Genomic DNA, 16,221 nt, shown 5'->3' with positions numbered 1-16,221 from the left:
CCCCCCCGGGGGGCGCACCACCCCCCCCCCCCCCCCCCGGGGGGGGGGGCCCGCCCCCCCCCCCCCCACGGGTGGGATGAGGTGGGCCCGCGGGGAGCGTGCTCAGCGCACGGGTGGGGGCGCGCTCAGCGCACGGGTGGCCGCGCGCTCGACTCGCGGGCGGGGGCGGGTGGCCGCGCTCGACTCGCGGGCGGGAGCGGGTGGCCGCGCTCGACTCGCGGGCGGGAGCGGGTGGCCGCGCTCGACTCGCGGGCGGGAGCGGGTGGCCGCGCTCAGCTCGCGCTCAGCGCACGGGTGGCCGCGCTCAGCTCGCGAGCGGGGGCGGGTGGGGCGCGCTCGACTCGCGAGTGGGGCGCGGCCGGCGCACTGGCGCGGGCGCGCTCAGCCGGCGGTTCGGGAGGCGGTTGCCGCGTTCAGGCGCGGGGTCGCGTCGGTGGCCAGGCCGAAGCCGGCGCCCCGGCGGCCCATCAGGCGCCGGGCGGCGGTGAGCAGCGGGGCCGGCACCCCGTGGACGATGTGCCCGTCCCCGGGCCGCACCCCGTCGCCGTCCCAGCTCTGGTAGGCCGACCACGGCCCCTCGAACGTGCAGATCCGCACCCCGAGGTCCCGGTAGAGCGGATGGGTCGGCACCCCGGGGTTCAGCACCACCCGGTGCAGCCCGCGCCGGGCGGCCAGGCGGACGGTCAGCGCGACCGGCCCGACCCCGCCCGACCCGGCCGGCGCCCGGTCCAGGAACAGCCCTTCCACCCCGTCGGCCCGCCAGGCGTCCACGTCGGTGAGCACGTCGGCCAGGGAACGGCTGCCCCAGTCCAGGTCGATCCGGCCCAGCGACTGGTGCAGGGTCCGCCGGTCGCCGGGTTGTTCCCGGACGATCCAGGTGTCGGCGTCGAGTTCCAGGCAGGGTGACGGGTGGGCGTACGGGGGAAAGAGGGTCTTCACGGCGTCCTCCGAAGGTCGGCGGCGGTCAGGGCGACGATGAGCAGGCCGGCGAGGTGCGTCGCGGCGAGTACGGCGACGGCGGCGGGCAGCATCCCCTCCGGCGGGGCGGACAGGGCCAGCACCGCGGCGGCGATCGGCGGGAAGGCGGCCAGGACGGCGGCGATCGCGTGCCGGGACCGGGCCGCCAGCAGGAAGGTGACCGCGAACACCCCGCCGAGCAGGGTGCCGGCGGCCAGCGCCAGCACCGCGTCACTGGCGCCCGGCACTCCGGCGAACCCGAACGGCAGCCGGTACGCGGCCAGCAGCAGCCCACATCCGGCGGCCAGTGGCGGCACCAGCCCGGCCAGGGTGATCGCGGTGACGTTGCGAACGTGGCGGTCGAACTCCTCCGGCGTCTCGGCCGAGTCCAGCCCCGCGTCGAGCCGGGCGGTGTGCCAGCCGATCAACCCCTCCAGCACGGGCACCGCCACCAGCAACGGCAGCACCGCCGGCACCGGCATGACGGCCGGCCCGCCCCGCCAGAGCAGCACCACACTGATCGCTTGAGCGGCCCCGATCACCAGGTAGGCGACACCGCGCCGCCGTTCGGCCGGGGTGAGCCGGGCGGGCCGGGTGACCCGCCCGAGCATGGCCGGCCGGAAGGCGCGCACCGTCACCGCCACGATCGCCGCCGGAAGCAGCGTCTCCACCGGTACGGCGGCGATCCGGTCCAGCCCGGCGGCATCGGCCATGGTCGCGGCGGCGAGCAGCCAGCACGGCGTGAACCAGGCGGCCACGGCGCCCTCGGCCCGGGTGACGAGCGCCGCGGTGACACAGCCGAGGCTGATCAGCCCGCCCAGCCCGACCGTGGCGGCCAGCGCCCGGTCCGGTCCGAGCAGCACGTCCGGCGCGACCCACACGAGCGCGAACCAGAGTCCGATGACCCCGGCGAAACCGGAGGCCACCATCCGTGCCGCGGCGGCCGGGCCGCCCCGGCGGGCCACGCTGACCCCCATGGCGGCCAGCCCCTGCGCGGCGGTCCATCCGAGCAGCAGCGTCACCGCCGAAACCGGCCAGGCCACCCGTCCCAGCGACTCCGCCCCGGCGACGGCCACGCTGAGCGGCCCGAGATACAGGCCGCACCGGACCAGCGCGGCGCTCAGAAACCCGCCGGGAGCGCGCCGGGTACGCGTCGCCCGCTCCGAGCGCCGCCGTCCGGCCGGCCGGTTCTCGCGCTCACTCCTTTCCGGGTACGCGTCCCGCGCGCCCGCCTCGCCATGGAGGGAGACACTCCCGGCCGGCTCGTCCCGGAGTCCGTCGCTCTCCCACCCCCGTACCGGCAACCCCTCGACCGCACCGGTCCCGGTGGCCCAGGCGTCGGGCGTGCCGGTGAGCGCGCCCGCGGGCCAGACCCAGGAGCCGGTCAGGTGGTCGCCGGCCGCGGTATCCCGACCTCCGGCGAAGCCGCTCTCCGGCGCCCCGCCCCAGACCTCGACGGCGTTCGTGCCGGTGTCGGTCCACTCCGGTGCGGTGCGCCCGCTGGCGCCGGCCCATTCCGGTGCGGCGTTCACGCTGCTGTCGGCCCATTCCGGTGCGGCGTTCGCGCTGCTGTCGGCCCATTCCGGTGCGGTGTGCCCACCGGCGCCGGCCCATTCCCGGGCGGTGTGCCCGTTGGGCGCGGCCCATTCCGAGGCGGTCCCGCTCGTGGCGGCCCACTTTGGGGCGGTGTGCCCGTCGGTGTCGGCCCACTCTGGGGCGGTGTGCCCGTCGGCGTCGACCCATTCCGGGGCGGTGGTCCCGTCGGCGCCGGCCCATTCCCGGGCGGTGTGCCCGCTGGTCGCGGCCCATTCCGGTGCGGTCCCGCTCGTGTCGGCCCACTCTTGGGCGGTGGTCCCGTCGGCGTCGGCCCATTCCTCGGCGGTGGTCCCGCTCGTGCCGGCCCATTCCCGGGCGGTGGTCCCGTCGGCGTCGGCCCATTCCCGGGCGGTGTGCCCGTTGGCGTCGGCCCATTCCGGGGCGGTGGTTCCGCTCGTGCCGGTCCGATCCGGGGCGGCGCCGACGGCCGGGGCACGGAGGCCGCTCTGGTCCGGGGGAGTGACGGGTGGCTCCGTGAGGCCGCTCCAGCGGCTTGCGCCCGTTCCGGCGGGAGCACCCGGCGGAACGGCGGCCGCGGGGGCCCCGGCCCAGAAGGCCCGCCCGTCCACGATCCCCGAACCCTCCAACGGGTCGGTGATGCTCGCGGCCGGAAGCTTGTTCTCGGCCGCCGCCCAGGGGTCCCAGGCCGGAGCCGGGGATTCCACCTCCGGCGTCTCCGGCCCGGTGGCGGTCTCCACCTCCGGGTCACCGGCCGCGTGGCGGCCGGTGCGACGCCGTGGTGGCGTCAGCTCCGGCTGGTTCCCGGCGACGTACCGGGGGTCGGTGGCGGCGTTCAGCCGACGGCGGTTGCGGACCCGTACGGAACGCGTCGTCGTCGTCCCGCCCGTGCCGCGCGGGGGGTTGATCCTCATACCTTCTCCCGAGTTAGCCAGCGCACGGTCGCCGGCGTGGTGATCCGGGGCGCGGGAACGGTGAGTGCCAGTTCGAAGGCCGGCGCCGGGGGTGGCGCGGCCAGGTCGGTGTAGAGGGCGCCGTACACCCGCACCACCCGGTCGACGGTGAAGTGGGTGAGGGCACGCTGCCGGGCGGCCTCGCCGAGCGCCCGGCGGCGGTCCGGGGACCGGAGCAACCCGACGATGGCGATGGCCAGCTCGGACGGGTCACCGGGCGGCACCAGCAGACCGGTGTCGCCGAGGGTCTCGCCGGCCGGCCCGATGTCGACGCCGACCACCGCACGGCCGGACATCATGGCCTCGACCAGCCGGTACGGCGGATCCGCCGGCCCCGGAACGTGCGCCACCACCTGCCCGACGGTGTACCGGTCGCGCGGATCGGCGGGCAGTGGGTGCAGCCGTACGGCCCGGCCGAGCCCGGTGCGCTCGATCTGGTCGGCGCACTGCTCCTCGTGGGCCGCGGTGATCCCGACCAGGTGCAGCACCGCCCCCGGTACGGCCGCCGCCACCTCGGTGAACGCCTCCAGCACACAGGACAGCCCACTGTCCGGCCCACCGCTGCCGGCCCACACCACGGTCGGTGTCCCGGCGGGTTCGGCGGCTCCGGGATACTCCCGCGGGTCGACCCCGGCCGGCACCTGGACGAGCCGGTTCGGCTGTGCGCCGTGTTCCAGCGCCCAGCCGTGGTGATAGGTGGAGAGCGGCGCGATCAGTTCCGCCTCGGCGTACCCGGTGCGGGCGACCGACGTGCGGAACCGGCGCAGCACGGTGCGTACCCCGGGGGAGAGCCGCTCCTCGGCGGGCCGTTGCCGGTGCACCGCGGTGCGCGCCTCGGTGAGCAGCAGCGGGATCCCGGTCCGCCAGCGCCCGGCCAGCGCGGTGAGCAGCGGCGTGGTCCCGCCCACGCAGTGCACCAGCCCCACCTCCGGCAGCGGGACGGCCAGCGCCCGCATGGCGTGCCGGATCAGGGTGGCCGCGGTGCGGGCGTCGCGAACGCTGAGCCGGGGCATCGGCGGTTGCCCGTCCGAGGCGTCGGCCTGGCGCTGCCGCCATGCCTCGAGCAGCGCCTCGGTGAGCGGCAGCGACGACAGCGGGTCGGCGCGCCGGGAGTCCTCGGTGGGCGGGCAGAGCCGGGCGACGCGGCGCAGGCCGTCGCCGAACAGGGCGGCGACCGGGGTGGCGTCGCCGAACAGGCCCCGGCAGAGCAGGGCGGCGGTTTCGGCGGCGTCGTCCGGCGCGGCGCCGCGCCGGCGGCCGGCACGTGCCGGGTCGCGGCCGAGCGCGATGGCGCGCGCCGAGGCGACGTTGAACGGAAGCGGGTACGCCGGCGCGGACGGTGGTTCACGGTCCGTGACGGTCAGCAACTCGAAGCGGAACCGGCGCAGCCCTTCGACGAGGGTCCGGCACCATCCGCCGAGGGCGTCCCGCCGGTACGGGTACCCGCCGCCGGTGAGCAGACAGATGCGCTCGCGTGACGGGGTCGGATTCACGCTGGAGGCAACGACACAAACCGCAGAAGTCACCGGAGCATGTCGGCTAGGCGACACAATTACGTCCCATTTATACGGGTTTGTCGGCCAGCTTTGCCCGGTTTTACCCGAAAGGCCATGACGTGCGCGCCTACTTCCCGCGCTCGCGCCCGTACCGTCCGTCGATCTCCACCCGTCCGTGCCGCCACGATGGCCGCGCGGCCGGCTCACGAACCCCTTCGGGCACCCCGTCCCGACCCCGGGGCCGGACCGTCGGATCTGGCCGAAAACGGTGGTGCCGGATGGGGTCGAGATGCCCTCCGAGTGGGCATAATCCCTGCTGGAACGCTGTGGTGGCGTGATTCACCCGACTCCGGCACGCCCCCGGCTCAGCCTCGGCTTGACGGAGAGTGGGTATCGGCGGACTATGGAGTTGTCGCCAGTCGCGCCCACTCATGCCCCGGATCATTCGTGGCTTGGGTCCTTGCACCATCTAGAGCCTCGCTGAGTTCTTGGCGGGATTCTGTGTTCACGCGTGCCCGTGAGCATGTGGTGCGTTCAGTTCGCACTGAGTTGGTTACTGCGTACTGAGTCAGCACGCTGGGCGCCACGTTGGCCGGCTTATCCGGCAACGCATCACAAATCGAGACGCAGCGCGTCACAAGGAGTCACGATGGCGAAGGCCCTCTTTGGCCACGTAGGTGCGGCGCCCGACCGGCGCCTCCTCGACGAGGTCACCCGACTGCGTTCCAGGGTGCAGGCCCTGGAGTTCGAGGTCACCCGCCTCAGGGCGGAGAATGATCGTCTCGCCGCGGCGGCGGTGGAGGCAGACGATTTCGCGCGGCTGACCGAGCCCGCCCTGACCTGAGCTCCGTCCTGATGCCGGTGGGCACTGCGGGGTAGCCGGCCGGCGTCACCATCCCCTCGCACACCAGACGCACAGAAGAAAAAGCGCGCCTCCACTCCCGTGGCGGCGCGCAGCTTTTTACCCACGTGATTCCGCTGCTGGACAGCACCGGCGGGTAGCCTGCCTCCCAGCAGACCTACCCGGCCGACCCTTCTCGGAGATCCGTGCACCTCAAGAGCCTGACGGTCAAGGGCTTCAAGTCCTTCGCCTCCGCCACCACGTTGCGGCTGGAGCCCGGCATCACCTGTGTGGTGGGGCCGAACGGCTCCGGCAAGTCCAACGTCGTCGACGCCATCGCCTGGGTTCTCGGCGAGCAGGGCGCCAAGGCGCTGCGCGGCGGCAAGATGGAGGACGTCATCTTCGCCGGCACGGCCGGCCGGGCGCCGCTGGGCCGCGCCGAGGTGACCCTCACGATCGACAACAACGACGGCGCTCTGCCGATCGAGTACACCGAGGTGTCGATCACCCGCCGGATGTTCCGGGACGGGGCGAGCGAGTACGAGATCAACGGCAACTCCTGCCGGCTGCTCGACATCCAGGAACTGCTCAGTGACTCCGGCATCGGCCGGGAGATGCACATCATCGTCGGGCAGGGCCGGCTCGACGCCATGCTGCACGCCAAGCCCGAGGACCGCCGCGCCTTCATCGAGGAGGCGGCCGGCGTACTGAAGCATCGCAAGCGCAAGGAAAAGGCGATCCGCAAGCTGGACGCCATGGGGGTCAACCTGAACCGCCTGGGTGACCTGACCACCGAGCTGCGGCGGCAGCTGAAGCCCCTCGGCAAGCAGGCCGAGGTGGCCCGGCGGGCGGCCGGCATCCAGGCCGACCTGCGCGACGCCCGGCTGCGCCTGCTCGCCGACGACCTGCACACGCTGCGCACCACGCTGGACAAGGAGATCGCCGACGAGTCGGCGATGCGGGAGCGCCGCGGCCAGGTCGAGGAGGAGAACCGCGAGGTCCAGCGCTGGCTGGCCGACCTGGAACTGGCACACGCCGAGGACGCTCCGCAGCTGGCGGCGGCGCAGGACACCTGGTACAAGCTGTCCACCCTCCAGGAGCGGTTCCGGTCCACCGAGCAGCTGGCCACCGAGCGGCTGCGGCACCTGGCGGCCACCCCCGACGACGAGCGTCCCGGCCGCGACCCGGAGATGCTGGAGGCCGAGGCCGAGCGGGTCCGCGAGCAGGAGGAGGAGCTCCGCGAGGCGCTCACCGAGGACCAGATGCGCCTGGCCGAGGCGGTGGAGCACCGGCAGGACCTGGAACGCCAGCTGGCCGCCGCGGAGGGCGAGCTGCGGACCGCCGCCAAGGCGATCGCCGACCGGCGCGAGGGCCTGGCCAAGCTCACCGGCAACGTGAACGCTGCCCGTGCCCGTACCAGCAGCGCGGCCGAGGAGATCGAGCGGCTCGCCGCCGCGCACGACGACGCGATGATGCGGGCCGAGGCCGCCCAGGCCGAGGTCGACCTGGTCTCCGCCGAGTCGACGGAGGCCGACCGGGACAACGCCGAGCTGGACGCGCGGCACGACGAGGCGGTGGCCGCGCACGACCGGGCCGCGGCCGTGGTCCGCGAGCTGAACGACGCCGAGCGGGCCGCCGAGAAGGACGCGGCCAGCTGGAAGGCGCGCGAGGAAGCCCTGGCCATGGGCCTCAAGCGCAAGGACGGCGCCGGGGCGCTGCTGGCCCGGGCCGGCCAGGTGCCGGGACTGCTGGGCAGCCTCGCCTCGATGCTGACGGTCCGGCCGGGTCACGAGGTGGCGCTCGCCGCCGCGCTGGGCGGGTTGGCCGACGCGGTCGCCCTGGCCGGCGTGGACGAGGCGATCGAGGCCATGCGTACCCTCAAGATCGCCGACGCGGGCCGGGCCGACCTGGTCGTCGCCGGATCCGCCGGGCCGGGCATGCGGGGTTCGCTCGCGAGCCTGCGGCCGCAGCTGCCGGAGGGCGCCGTCTGGGCGCCCGAGGTGATCGACTGCCCGGAGCAGATCCGGCCCGCGCTCAACCGGGCGCTGCGCGACGTGGTGCTGGTCCCCGACCTGGCCGCCGCGGCGAGCCTGATCGCGGCGAACGCCGAACTGCGTGCCGTGACGCCGGAGGGCGACGTGCTGAGCGCCTACGCGGCGGCCGGCGGTTCGGCGAAGGCCACCAGCTACATCGAGGTGCAGGCCGCGGTCGACGAGGCCAAGGCCCGGCGGGCCGCCGCCGAGCAGGGCATCGCCGAGATCAAGGAGCGGCTGGGCGAGGCCCGGGCCGAGGTGGCCGAGCTCAAGCAGGCGGTCGGCGTGGCCGCGCAGGAGAAGCGGGCCGCCGAGGGCGAGCGCAACGCGGCCGCCCGCCGGCTCGCCGAGCTGGGCGCCGCCGCCCGGTCCGCCAAGGCGGAGACCGAACGGCTCGGCGCGTCCCTCCAGAAGGCGCAGGCCGCCCGGGAGACCGACCTGATGCGGGTGGCCGAGTTGGAGGAGCGGCTACGGCTGGCCGAGGACACCCCGCTCGACGAGGAGCCGTCCACCGAGGAACGCGACCGGCTGGCCGCCCTCGTGCCGCAGTCCCGGCAGAACGAGATGGAGGTGCGGCTCGCCGTCCGTACCGCTGAGGAGAGGGTCTCCTCCATCGCGGGCCGAGCCGACTCGCTGATGCGCCAGGCCAACGCGGAGCGGCAGGCCCGGGAACGGGCCGCCGCGCGGCGGGCCGCGCGCGCGAGAGGCGCCGAGATCGCCCGCGCCGTCGCGCTCGGCGCGGCCGCCGCGCTGGAACGGGTCGCGGTCTCCGTGGTCGCCGCGGCCGAGCACCGCGACCAGCTCGCGCAGGCGCGGACCAGCCGGGAGGCGGAGCTCCAGGAGGTACGCGCGACGGCCAAGCGCCTGGTCGCCGAGCTGGAACGGCTCACCAGCGAGGTGCACCGGGACGAGATGGCCCGCGCCGAGCAGCGGATGCGCATCGACCAGCTGGAGGCCAAGGCCGCCGAGGACTTCTCGCTCGACGTCGAGACGCTGATCAGCGAGTACGGCCCGGACCAGCTGGTGCCGCCGACCCAGGCCGACGTGGCGCAGGCCGAGAAGGACGGCGAGCCGGCGCCCGAGCCGGTGCCGTTCCACCGGCCCACCCAGGAGAAGCGGGCCAACAAGGCGGAACGGGACCTCACCCTGCTCGGCAAGGTCAACCCGCTGGCGCTGGAGGAGTTCGCGGCCCTGGAGGAGCGGTACAAGTTCCTCTCCGACCAGCTGGAGGACCTCAAGGCCACCCGGCGGGACCTGCTCACCGTCGTGAAGGACGTGGACGACCGGATCCTGGAGGTCTTCACGTCGGCCTTCGAGGACACCGCCCGGGAGTTCCAGACCGTCTTCCAGGTGCTCTTCCCCGGTGGTGAGGGCCGGCTCATCCTCACCGACCCGGAGGACATGCTCACCACCGGCGTCGAGGTGGAGGCCCGGCCGCCGGGCAAGAAGATCAAGCGGCTGTCGCTGCTCTCCGGTGGCGAGCGTTCGCTGACCGCGGTGGCCATGCTGTGCGCCATCTTCCGGGCCCGGCCCTCGCCCTTCTACATCATGGACGAGGTGGAGGCGGCCCTCGACGACGTCAACCTGGGCCGGTTGATTACCCTCTTCCAGCAGCTTCGCGAGAAGAGCCAGCTGCTCATCATCACGCACCAGAAACGGACGATGGAGGTCGCGGACGCCCTGTACGGCGTCACGATGCGCGCCGGCGTCACCCAGGTGATCAGCCAGCGGCTCAACCGCGACCCGGAGGAGTAAGGAACAGCATGCGCGACCGCGCCCGGGCCCTGTTGATCGACCTGGACGGCGTGCTGCGCCGCTGGGATCCGGCCCCGATGATCGCCGTCGAGGTCGAGCACGGGCTGAAACCCGCCGCACTGCTGGAGACGGCGATGTCGTGGGACATCTACCGGCCCGCGATGGCCGGGGAGATCACCGACGCCGAGTGGATGAAACTGGTCGCCGACCGGCTGCCGCTGCCCGGGGACCAGGCCGCGGCGGCGGTCGCGGCCTGGCAGGCGTACCGGGGCGAGGTGGACCCGGAGGCGCTCGCCTTCGTACGGGAGGTGCGGGCCGGCGGCCGCAAGGTGGCGATCGCCACCAACGCCACCGACCGGCTCCGCGGCGACCTGGACGCGCTCGGGCTCACCGCCGAGGTGGACCTGGTGCTCAGCTCGTGGGAGCTGAAGGTCCACAAGCCGGCCCCGGAGTACTTCGAGCAGGCCTGCCAGGCGATCGGCGAGCTGCCCAAGCACGTGCTCTTCGTCGACGACGACGACCGGGTGATCCGGGGGGCGCGCTCGGCCGGGCTGTCCGGTTACCGCTGGGCCGGGCCCGAGCACGTCCCCTATCTGCGTAAGGTCCTCGACCTGCCGGAGTGACCGGTCAGGGGTGGTAGACGGCGGCCGCCACCTCGACCAGCCCGCCGTCCTTCGTGGTGCCCTCGATGCGGGCGGTCGCGGTCGCGCCGTCCAGACGGAGGGTGCCGACCGCGTTGCCGAAGTACGGGCCGGCCAGCCGCTTCCAGCGCAGCGCCGGCTTGTGCACCGACAGGGTGCGAGCCAGGCCGCGGGCCACCTGCGCCACCGCACGCGACCAGGCGATCCGCATCAGCGGGCGCATCGGCAGCGGCACCTCGTTGTGGATCGGCGAGCAGGTGAGCTGGTACACCGGCGTGGTCATGGGGTGACCGAAGTCGGCGCGGGCCACGTAGGAATGGTGGACGTCGCCGGAGAGGACGCTGATCGACGCGGGCGCCGCGTACACCTCGCCGGCGCCGACCCGGTGCCCCTCGGTGGCCGGGGCGCCCTCGCCGAGCCGCCGGAACAGCTCGCCCAGCGCCGCGAACGACTTGCCGAACGCGGCCCAGTGCTCCAGGTCGAAGGCTCGCCGGACCTTCTCGCCGAACGCGGCCACCCGGGGCCGGTGCGACTCGGCGAGCCGTTCGTTCCACGCCTCCAGGTAGTGGATGGCCGGCGGCATGAGCCACGGCAGCGACGAACCGATCACCAGGTGGTCGTAGTCGCCGTGGGCGCGGTTCAGGAACCAGTTCCACTCGGCGGGCGGCAGCATCGCCCGGGCGCCCGGGGTCAGCACCCGGTTGCACCGGTTGTCCAGCACCACGAGCCGGGTCCGGCCCAGGTCGAGGGCGAAACTCCACTGGTACGGCACGTCGGTGTTCTCCGCCGACTCCGGCTCGTCCACCCGCCGGCCGAACTCGCGCAGCAGCTCGGTGGCGTCCCCGGCGGCGCAGACCTTCTGGAACAGCGGGTCGGCGGCCAGCTCGTCCGGGCTCAGGTTGCCCAGGTGCTGGTAGATCCAGTACGAGGCGAGGCCGCCGGCGATCCGCTCCCGCCACCACGGCTCCCGGGCCATGTCGGCACGCCAGGACGCCGAGGTGTTCCAGTCGTCGATCAGCTCGTGGTCGTCGAAGATCATCACGCTCGGCACGGTGCTGAACAGCCAGCGCACCTCCGGGTCACGCCAGGATTCCAGGTACAGCTTCGTGTACTCCTCGAAGGAGACCACCTGGTTCTCCGGGCCCGCGTGCCCGTCGCGGCGACGGCGGCGCAGGAAACGGCGTACCCGGGCCGAGGTCTCGTCGGCGTACACCTGGTCGCCGAGCAGGACCAGCAGGTCGGGGTGCTGCGAGGGGTCGGCCATCAGACGACGGGCGTAGGCGTCCAGCGCGTCCGGGGGCAACCGGCGGCTGCTCGCCGACGGGGTGGCCTCCCGGCACGAGCCGAAGACCAGGCTCACCGGCTGCTCACGGTCGTCGGCGGCTCGGGTGCGGATGACCGGCGGCGGGTGCTCCGCGCCGGCCTCCGGCCAGACCTGCCGGTCGTCGAGGAACAACCGGTACGGATTCGCGGAATCCGGGGACAGGCCGTCCACCACCACGAGCGCGTAATGATGCCCGTACGCCGAGAAGGTGTGCGCCGAGCCGGCGCCCGCGCTCTCCACCTCGACCCGCACCCGGGCGGGCTCGCTGGTCTCCAGCCACAGGGTGGCGCGGTCGTCGACGACCCGGCGCAGCACCGGGCCGATGAGAAGCTGAGCGGTCACCGGAGCGGTCCGGGGGCGTGCCGCATGGGGGTCCTCCACGCTGTCGAAGGGGGCGACCCATCCTCCGGCAGGACGGCCCGGAACCGCCAGTGCCGTGACCTCTCCCACGGCCGGACGGCTCATCTGTCAGGATTCGGGCATGGAATACGTGGTCGCCGCAGTGATCCTTCTCGTGGTCCTGGTCGTGGGCGCGGTCGGGCTGGTGGTGCCGAGGATGCGCCGCCGGGAGCTCCCGCCGCCGCCCGCACCGGGCAAGACCACCACCCTGGAGCGCCCGCCCGTCGCGCCCACGGTGCCGCCGGTCGAGGAGGAGATCCCGCCGCTCATCGAACCCCCGGCGCCGGTGGTCGTGGAGGAGCCGGTCGTCGAGAAACCGGCTCTGGAGACGCCGGAGCCCTCGGTCGGCCGTCTGGTCCGGCTGCGCGCCCGCCTGGCCCGCTCCCAGACGGTGCTCGGCCGGGGCCTGCTCAGCGTGCTCTCCCGGGACCACCTGGAGGACGACGACTGGGACGAGATCGAGGAGAGCCTGATCACCGCGGACGTGGGGGTCGAGGCCACCCAGGTGATCGTCGAGCGGCTCCGGGAGCGGGTCCGGATCCTCGGCACCCGGACCGTCTCCGAGGTGCGCGACCAGCTCGCCGAGGAGCTCGTCGCGGCCCTCGAGCCGGAGCTGGACCGCAGCCTCAAGACCACCCCGCACGACGGCCGGCCCGCCGTGATGCTGGTCGTCGGCGTGAACGGGGCCGGCAAGACCACCACCTGCGGCAAGATCGGCCGGGTGCTGATCGCCGACGGCCGTACCGTGCTGTTCGGCGCGGCCGACACGTTCCGGGCGGCCGCCGCCGACCAGATCCAGACCTGGGGTGAGCGGGTCGGCGCCGAGACCGTCCGCGGCCCGGAAGGGGGAGATCCGGCCAGCGTGGCGTTCGACGCCGTGAAGCGGGGTATCGACACGAACGTGGACACCGTGCTGATCGACACCGCGGGCCGCCTGCAGAACAAGGTCGGCCTGATGGACGAGCTGGGCAAGGTCAAGCGGGTGGTGGAGAAGCACGGCCCGGTCGACGAGACCCTGCTCGTGCTGGACGCCACCACCGGGCAGAACGGTCTCGAGCAGGCCCGGGTCTTCACCGAGGTGGTGGATGTCACGGGCGTGGTGCTCACCAAACTCGACGGCACCGCCAAGGGTGGCATCGTCATCGCCGTGCAGCGGAAACTCGGCATCCCGGTCAAGCTGGTGGGTCTGGGCGAGGGTCCGGACGATCTGGCGCCGTTCGAGCCCGCCGCGTTCGTCGAGGCCCTCCTTGGTGGGGACGCGTAGGCTCACCGTTGTGTCATCTGAACCTGGGAGGCCGTGAGTGACGCATGAGCCGGTGCGCGAGATACCGCTGCACGGTGGCAACGTCAGCACGGTCTCCCGGATCGGTGACACCGTCCGGCGGAACGCGGGGCCGTGGACGCCGGCCGTGCACGGCCTGCTGCATCACCTGGAACGGGTCGGGTTCACCGGCTCGCCGCGGGCCCTCGGGATGGACGAGAAGGGCCGGGAGGTCCTCTCCTACCTGGACGGCGAGTGCGGGGAATACCCGCTGGCGCCCCACTGGGTGACCGAGGAGGCGCTGGTCACCGTCGCCACCATGCTCCGGATGTTCCACGACGCGCAGTACGGTTTCGTCCCCCCGCCCGGCGCGGTCTGGCGCTCGTTCGGGCCGCCCCCGCCGGACACCGAGGTGATCTGCCACCACGACGCCGCCCCGCACAACGTGGTGTGGCGGCCGGACGGGACGCTCGCGCTGATCGACTTCGACCTGGCCTCGCCCGGGTCCCGGCTCTACGACGTGGCCTACGCGGCGTGGACCTGGGTGCCCCTGTTCAGCGACCGGGACTCGTACACCCTCGGGTGGAAGCGGCCCAACCGGCCGCGGCGGCTGCGGTTGTTCGCGGACGCGTACGGGCTGATCCCGCGGGACCGGCACCGGCTGGTGCGGACCATACGGAAACGGATCGTCGACCACGTCGAGGGGATCCGGCGGATGGCCGCGGCCGGTGATCCGGCGTTCGTACGGATCGTGCACAAGGGCCATCTGCGCCGCCCGATGCGCGATCTCCGCCTCCTCGATTACGAGCGCCACATCCTCGAGTACGCGTTGCGCTGAGCCCGCGGGAAGTGCCTCGACCCGGGCGAAAAACGGCGATATCGTCGCAGCTCACGGGGCTTGATCATATCGACTGTGAGCTTTTCTTCACACGTCGGAAACAACGCGTGACGTTCTGGAAATCGCGTGTAGACCGTGCTCGAAACAGCCGACCGGAAGGCTTCCCGCCGAACCGGCCGACAGGCGACGCCGCCCCAGGTCCGGTGTGAGAGGACACCTTATTCCGAGAGGAGGCAGCGTGGAGATCAACACCGGCAATACCGCCTGGTTGCTCCTGTCGTCTGCGCTCGTTTTGCTCATGACACCGGGTCTGGCGCTGTTCTACGGTGGCCTCAACCGGTCCAAGGGCGTCCTGAACATGATGATGATGAGCTTCTCCGCGATCGGGCTCGTCAGCGTCCTGTGGGTCGTCTACGGCTTCACCCTCGCCTTCGGTGTCAACGAGAGCGCGGGCCTCCAGAACATCATCGGCAACTTCGACTACCTCGGTACCGATGTTGCCAAGATCAGCGAGGAGTGGCTGTTCTTCGGGGCCAACACCGGCATCCCGACGTACGCCTTCCTGGTCTTCCAGATGATGTTCGCCGTCATCACCGTCGCGCTGATCAGCGGCGCGGTCTCGGACCGCATGAAGTTCGGCGGCTGGGTCCTCTTCGCGCTCGGCTGGTTCACCCTGGTCTACATCCCGGTCGCCCACATGGTCTGGGGCGGCGGCTTCATCGGCACCACGATCCGTGCCCTCGACTTCGCCGGTGGCACCGCGGTGCACATCAACGCCGGTGCCGCGGCCCTGGCCCTGGTGCTGGTGCTCGGCAAGCGCATCGGGTGGCCGAAGGAGAACATGCGGCCGCACAACGTGCCGTTCGTGGCCCTCGGCGCCGGCCTGCTGTGGTTCGGCTGGTTCGGCTTCAACGCCGGCTCCGAGCTGACCGTCGACGGCACCACCGTCATCGCCTTCATCAACACCCAGGTCGCCACCGCCGCCGCGCTCCTCGGCTGGGTCGCCGTCGAGTGGATCCGGGACCGCAAGCCGACCCTGGTCGGCGCCTCCTCCGGCGCGGTCGCCGGTCTGGTCGCCATCACCCCGGCCTGTGGCTTCGTCGCCCCGCTGCCGGCCGTGCTCATCGGTCTGGTCGCCGGTGCGGTCTGCGCCCTCGCGGTCGGCCTCAAGTACCGGTTCGGCTACGACGACTCGCTCGACGTGGTCGGCGTCCACTTCGTCGGCGGCTGGATCGGCTCCCTGGCGATCGGCTTCTTCGCCACCGACGCCGTCAACGCCGGCATCACCGACGAGAAGATCCTCAACGCCAGCAACGGTCTCTTCTACGGCGGCGGCGCCACCCAGCTGCTCCGCCAGTTCGAGGCGAGCGCCCTGGTCACGGTCTACTCCTTCGCGGTCGCGCTGGTCCTCGCCCTGGCCCTCAAGGCCGTCAAGCTCCTGCGGGTCAGCGAGGAGTCCGAGGTCGGCGGCATCGATATCGCCGCACACGGCGAGACCGGCTACGAGTTCACCCCGGCCGCGGGCTCCGGCAACGGCGGCGCGTTCGCTCTCGCCGGCATCGGCCAGAAGGAGACCGTGGACGCTGACGGCAAGGCTTCCGTCAGCCAGAAGGTTTCCGGCTAAATTCCCCCGATGGCTGCACCGATGGAAGGACTGAGCATGAAGCTGGTGACCGCGGTCATCAAGCCGTACCAGCTCGACGCGGTGAAGGAGGCTCTGCACGCCCTGGGCGTCGCCGGGCTCACCGTGAGCGAGGTACAGGGATATGGCCGGCAGAAGGGCCACACCGAGGTGTACCGGGGCGCCGAGTACACCGTCGAGTTCCTGCCCAAGATCAAGGTCGAGGTGCTGACCGACGAGATCGACGTCGAGAAGATCGTCGACGCCATCGTCACCGCCTCGCGGACCGGCAAGATCGGCGACGGCAAGGTCTGGGTCACCTCGGTCGACGAGGTGGTCCGGGTCCGTACCGGCGAGCGCGGCCTCGACGCCCTCTGAGCCGATGACGAACCCGTTGAGCGAGCCGCCGGCCCCTCCGGCGCGCCCGGCCGCAGGCGGCTCGCTCGACAAACTCAAGGAACACATCGGCGCCGCCGCCCGCGACGAGCGGGCGGCGGCGCGCGGCGGCAGGGGACGGCCGCGCGTCCCGGCCCCCCAAAAAACACCCC

General features: G+C 73.1%; 11 protein-coding genes. 7 read left to right on the top strand and 4 right to left on the bottom strand.

All coding sequences use genetic code 11. The annotated features are described in order from the left end of the window. Positions 1-381: 381 nt before the first annotated feature. From J5X75_RS01740 to J5X75_RS01730, 3 genes are read right to left on the bottom strand one after another with little or no spacing between them, the layout of a single operon-like run. Positions 382-939: a spherulation-specific family 4 protein gene (locus tag J5X75_RS01740; RefSeq protein WP_208465375.1), complete on the bottom strand. Its 558-nt coding sequence runs from the start codon at positions 937-939 to the stop codon at positions 382-384. Further along, a complete protein-coding gene (locus J5X75_RS43850; protein ID WP_238487115.1) occupies positions 936-3,425 on the bottom strand; it encodes a hypothetical protein in 2,490 nt (829 codons plus the stop codon). The genes J5X75_RS01740 and J5X75_RS43850 overlap by 4 nt, the downstream gene beginning before the upstream one ends. Next, complete coding sequence (locus tag J5X75_RS01730) at positions 3,422-4,957, bottom strand: DUF3492 domain-containing protein (RefSeq protein WP_208465373.1); 1,536 nt, start codon at positions 4,955-4,957, stop codon at positions 3,422-3,424. Before J5X75_RS01730 ends, J5X75_RS43850 begins: the two co-directional genes overlap by 4 nt. 652 nt (positions 4,958-5,609) lie before the next feature. Here J5X75_RS01730 and J5X75_RS01725 point away from each other — a divergent pair. From J5X75_RS01725 to J5X75_RS01715, 3 genes are all read left to right on the top strand, one after another. Beyond that, the gene (locus tag J5X75_RS01725; protein ID WP_183216550.1) at positions 5,610-5,804 is read left to right on the top strand and encodes a hypothetical protein; all 195 of its coding nucleotides are present in this window, start codon (positions 5,610-5,612) and stop codon (positions 5,802-5,804) included. A 203-nt stretch (positions 5,805-6,007) separates the two neighbouring features. After that, positions 6,008-9,589, top strand: a complete 3,582-nt coding sequence (gene smc, locus J5X75_RS01720; RefSeq protein WP_208465372.1) for a chromosome segregation protein SMC — start codon at positions 6,008-6,010, stop codon at positions 9,587-9,589. Positions 9,590-9,597: 8 nt separating this feature from the next. After that, positions 9,598-10,212 carry an HAD family hydrolase gene (locus tag J5X75_RS01715; protein ID WP_208465371.1) on the top strand — a complete coding sequence of 205 codons (615 nt, stop codon included), beginning with the start codon at positions 9,598-9,600 and terminating at the stop codon, positions 10,210-10,212. Between the two features lie 4 nt (positions 10,213-10,216). On the opposite strand, the gene J5X75_RS01710 is transcribed toward J5X75_RS01715, so the two are convergent. Further along, a complete protein-coding gene (locus tag J5X75_RS01710) occupies positions 10,217-11,896 on the bottom strand; it encodes an alkaline phosphatase D family protein (protein WP_208465370.1) in 1,680 nt (559 codons plus the stop codon). Positions 11,897-12,035: 139 nt separating this feature from the next. Between J5X75_RS01710 and ftsY the strand changes: the two genes are divergently transcribed. From ftsY to J5X75_RS01690, 4 genes are all read left to right on the top strand, one after another. Further along, positions 12,036-13,217 carry a signal recognition particle-docking protein FtsY gene (gene ftsY / locus J5X75_RS01705; RefSeq protein ID WP_208465369.1) on the top strand — a complete coding sequence of 394 codons (1,182 nt, stop codon included), beginning with the start codon at positions 12,036-12,038 and terminating at the stop codon, positions 13,215-13,217. 37 nt (positions 13,218-13,254) lie between these two features. Then, a complete protein-coding gene (locus tag J5X75_RS01700; protein WP_208465368.1) occupies positions 13,255-14,052 on the top strand; it encodes an aminoglycoside phosphotransferase family protein in 798 nt (265 codons plus the stop codon). A gap of 238 nt (positions 14,053-14,290) precedes the next feature. Beyond that, positions 14,291-15,676: an ammonium transporter gene (locus J5X75_RS01695; protein ID WP_307797885.1), complete on the top strand. Its 1,386-nt coding sequence runs from the start codon at positions 14,291-14,293 to the stop codon at positions 15,674-15,676. Positions 15,677-15,712: 36 nt separating this feature from the next. Next, positions 15,713-16,051 (top strand): P-II family nitrogen regulator, encoded by a 339-nt coding sequence (locus J5X75_RS01690; RefSeq protein ID WP_183216535.1) that lies wholly within the window; start codon positions 15,713-15,715, stop codon positions 16,049-16,051. Positions 16,052-16,221 lie beyond the last annotated feature (170 nt).

This window comes from Actinoplanes flavus (genome assembly GCF_017592555.1).
In the GTDB taxonomy this organism is placed as follows: domain Bacteria; phylum Actinomycetota; class Actinomycetes; order Mycobacteriales; family Micromonosporaceae; genus Actinoplanes; species Actinoplanes flavus.
The sequence above is the reverse complement of the archived record's forward strand: the minus strand, read 5'-3'. Positions and strand labels throughout refer to the sequence as shown.

What these genes read in the sequence shown, in the direction of transcription:
- J5X75_RS01690 (WP_183216535.1), top strand. Translation starts at nt 15,713, where the DNA reads ATGAAGCTGGTGACCGCGGTCATCAAGCCGTACCAGCTCGACGCGGTG.
- J5X75_RS01715 (WP_208465371.1), top strand. Translation starts at nt 9,598, where the DNA reads ATGCGCGACCGCGCCCGGGCCCTGTTGATCGACCTGGACGGCGTGCTG.
- J5X75_RS43850 (WP_238487115.1), bottom strand. Translation starts at nt 3,425, where the DNA reads ATGAGGATCAACCCCCCGCGCGGCACGGGCGGGACGACGACGACGCGT.
- J5X75_RS01725 (WP_183216550.1), top strand. Translation starts at nt 5,610, where the DNA reads ATGGCGAAGGCCCTCTTTGGCCACGTAGGTGCGGCGCCCGACCGGCGC.
- ftsY (WP_208465369.1), top strand. Translation starts at nt 12,036, where the DNA reads ATGGAATACGTGGTCGCCGCAGTGATCCTTCTCGTGGTCCTGGTCGTG.